Raw genomic sequence first — 3,502 nt, forward strand, 5'->3', positions numbered from 1 at the left:
CGCCGCTGCCCATGTCGCAGGTCGTGCTGTATTCGCGCGTACGCGACGCACGTGCCGCCGCCGCATTGCGAAGGTTTGCCGACAGCCTTGCAATCTCGGCGTAAACTAGCGGATTACGCCCCCCGCAATCTCCAGAAGAATTCCAATGAAGACCGAAGCCCGCAAGCACCTCCGTGCCAACCTGCTGATGCTCGCCGCCGCCGCGATCTGGGGTTCGGCTTTCGTCGCCCAACGCCTGAGCCTCGACGTGATCGGGCCGTTCCTGTTCACGGGGCTCCGTTTCCTGCTCGGCGCACTGGTGCTGGTGCCGCTGCTGATGCTGAACACGGCGTCGCGCGCGCAGTTCGCGGCGATCCGCCGCGAGCCGGTGCTGCTGCTGCCGGGCCTCGCGCTCGGCGGACTGCTGGCGGTATCGATTTCGCTGCAGCAGATCGGCCTGCAGTACACGCGCATCGCCAACGCGGGCTTCATCAGCTCGCTGTACGTCGTGATCGTGCCGCTGATGGGCGTGTTCGCCCGTCACCGGATCGGCCCGGGCACGTGGTTCGGCGCGCTGCTCGCGGCGATCGGCCTGTATTTCCTCAGCATCAACGAGCACTTCTCGGTGCTGTACGGCGACTGGTTCCAGCTCGCCGGCGCCGTGATCATCGCCGCACACGTGATGGCCGTCGGCCATTTCGCGAAGCGCCACAATCCGCTCGTGCTCGCATTCATGCAGTTCGTCGTGTGCGGCGTGGCATGCCTCGCGGTCGGCCTCGTCATCGAGCCGGTCAGCGGCACGATGCTGCGCAACGCGCTGCCGACGCTGCTGTACGGCGGCCTGCTGTCGGTCGGCGTCGGCTATACGCTGCAGGTCGTCGCGCAACGCGACGCGGCGCCCGCGCACGCGGCCGTGATCTTCAGCATGGAAGGCGTGTTCGCGGCGATCGCCGGCTGGGCCGCGCTCGGCGAAACGCTGACGCTGCGCGCGCTCGTCGGCTGCGCGCTGATGCTGGCCGGCCTGCTCGCGTGCCAGTTGCTGCCGAACGGCGACGCCCGGAAAAAGGACGAGGACGCGCTGCCGGCGTGACACGCACCGTCCCTATAATGGCGGTTCGCGTGACTTCCACGCCAACCGCTTCCGACAGGCCAGCTCCGTGACGTCCACTTCCGTCGATCCCGCCGCCGACCTGCTGCGCGAACGCGCAGCGCATTACGCCACCCAGGCGGCGCTGTTCCTGCGCGACCAGGCGCTCTCCACCGCGTCGCACGACCTGCGCAGCCCGCTGAACGCGATGCACAGCTGGGCATACGTGCTCGAGCGCCAGCTCGCCAACGCCGATCCGAACCTGCAGCGCGCGCTCGCCGGCATCCGCACGGGCATCGACCAGCAGGTTGCGCTGATCGACGACGTGCTCGACGCGCCGCGCGCGGAAACGCGCACGCTCGCACTCAAGCCGCAGCCGTTCACGCTGCGCCCGTTGCTCGACGACACGATCGCGCTCGTGCGTTTCGCGCTCGCCGATGCACGACAGGTCGCGCTCGACGTAACGCTGCCGGACGACGAACCGTCGTTGACCGCCGACCGCGAACGCATCGCGCAGGCGCTCTGGACGATGCTGACGGCCGCGGTCGAAGTCAGTGCCGCCGGCGGCCGCGTGACATTCGCGTGCGCCCGCGACGGCGTGCAGTTCACCGCGCGCGCCACCTGCACCGTGAACGCCGGCGCGCTCGCCGATCCCGCGCAGCCGCACGCGTTCGATTCGTTCGCTCGCCGCGAAATGCTGCGCGAGCGCGACGCCAAGCGGATCGCCTGGACGCTCGCACTCTGCCAGCGGGTCGCGCTCGCACACGGCGGCACGTGCTCGCATGACGCGTTCGCCGATGGCGCGACCGCCGCCATCACGTTCTCCGTCCCCGGTGAGGCGCCGGTGTAAGCAATCGGCCACCCGACACATTACAAATTCCTTTCTGGCTCTATACTGTTGGGCCTGTCATAACCGGAGTGTTTCTTTGTTACAGATCTTCGCGCTCATCGGCGCGTTGTTCCTGGTGGCCCTGAACGGGTTCTTCGTCGCGGCCGAATTCGGCCTCGTCAAACTGCGCGCCACGCGCGTCAAGACACTGGCCCGCAAGCACGGCCTGCGCGGCCGCATCCTCGGCATCGTGCACGGCCGGCTCGATGCGTATCTTTCCGCGTGCCAGCTCGGCATCACGCTCGCGTCGCTCGGCCTCGGCTGGGTCGGCGAACCGGCCTTCGCGCAACTGCTCGGCCCGCTGCTCGACCTGATCGGCGTGCAGTCCGAACGCGTCGTGCACCTGGTCTCGCTCGTGTTCGCGTTCTCGCTGATCTCGTTCCTGCACATCGTCGTCGGCGAGCTGGCGCCGAAATCGATGGCGATCCGCCAGTCGGAAAAGGTCGGCCTGTGGGTCGCGCTGCCGCTCTACGCGTTCTACTGGGCGATGTATCCGGCGATCTGGGTGCTCAACAACAGCGCCAACGCGGTGCTGCGGCTCGCGGGGCTGTCCGCGGACCACGGCGGCGACGCCCACTACTCGACCGACGAGCTGAAGCTGATCCTGCGCAGCCGCCGCAGCACGGCCGGCAATCCGGCCCAGCCGGCGCGCGGCACGTACAGCAACGACGAGTGGAACACGCTCGCGCATTCGCTCGATTTCTCGTCGATGACCGTGTCGGACCTGATGCGGCCGGCCCATGAAATGATCGGCCTGCGCCGCGACCTGCCGCTACCCGACAACATGGAGATCGTCGCGCGGCACCGTTTCAGCCGCTATCCGCTGTTCGAGAATGCGTCGCGCGAACAGGTGAGCGGGCTGATCCACCTGAAGGACCTGCTGCTCGCGCGTCATGCCGGCGCGGCGCTGGAAGACCTGTCGGACTACGTGCGCCCCGTGCAGTACGTGAAGCCCGACACCCCCGCGCTCGACCTGTTCCGCCGCTTCCGCAAGGGCGCACCGCACTTCGCGCTGGTCGGCAACAAGGGTGAGAAACCGATCGGCTTCCTGACGCTCGACAACCTGCTCGGCGCGCTGGTCGGCCAGATCCACGACGAGTTCCGCCAGGGCGACGCCGACTGGAGCCGCCTCGACGACGGCACGCTGATGGGCAAGGGCAGCCTGCCCGTCGTGTCGCTCGAGCAGGCGCTCGGCATCGACATCGACGAAGGCCGCGCGGAATCGGTTGGCGGCCTCGTGATCCAGGCGCTCAGCGACCTGCCGACCGAAGGGCAGCGCGTGTCGTTCGATCGCTTCGACGTCGTCGTGAAGAAGATGAACGGGCCGCGCATCGTGCTCGTGCGCGTCTACCCGAAGATCGCGAAAGAGGCCGACGAATGACGGCCGCGCTTCGCCGCACGCGATGAACGCCACGCTGCCGCGCTGCTGCGTGATCACGCCGGAACCGGCGTCCGCGTCGGCGGCCGATTGCGCGGCGTTCCTCGATCGATTGTCGGCCGTGCTCGCGCGCGGCGAGACGCTCGTGCAGCTGCGCGTGAAATCGCTC

The 3,502-nt window shown here is 68.3% G+C and carries 3 protein-coding genes and 2 pseudogenes; all 5 read left to right on the top strand.

Annotated elements, in window-relative coordinates; all coding sequences use genetic code 11:
• Nucleotides 1-104, top strand: a pseudogene (locus tag JYJ84_RS31690) (LysR family transcriptional regulator); the annotation flags it as partial.
• A 41-nt stretch (nt 105-145) separates the two neighbouring features.
• Nucleotides 146-1,069 carry a DMT family transporter gene (locus tag JYJ84_RS31695; protein WP_122949142.1) on the top strand — a complete coding sequence of 308 codons (924 nt, stop codon included), beginning with the start codon at nt 146-148 and terminating at the stop codon, nt 1,067-1,069.
• Nucleotides 1,070-1,136: 67 nt separating this feature from the next.
• Nucleotides 1,137-1,916: a sensor histidine kinase KdpD gene (locus tag JYJ84_RS31700; protein ID WP_175221782.1), complete on the top strand. Its 780-nt coding sequence runs from the start codon at nt 1,137-1,139 to the stop codon at nt 1,914-1,916.
• 76 nt (nt 1,917-1,992) lie between these two features.
• Nucleotides 1,993-3,336 carry a hemolysin family protein gene (locus tag JYJ84_RS31705; RefSeq protein ID WP_122949140.1) on the top strand — a complete coding sequence of 448 codons (1,344 nt, stop codon included), beginning with the start codon at nt 1,993-1,995 and terminating at the stop codon, nt 3,334-3,336.
• 22 nt (nt 3,337-3,358) lie between these two features.
• A pseudogene (locus JYJ84_RS31710) lies at nt 3,359-3,502 on the top strand (thiamine phosphate synthase); the annotation flags it as partial.

This window comes from Burkholderia sp. LMG 13014 (genome assembly GCF_905232215.1).
Classification (GTDB): Bacteria; Pseudomonadota; Gammaproteobacteria; order Burkholderiales; family Burkholderiaceae; genus Burkholderia.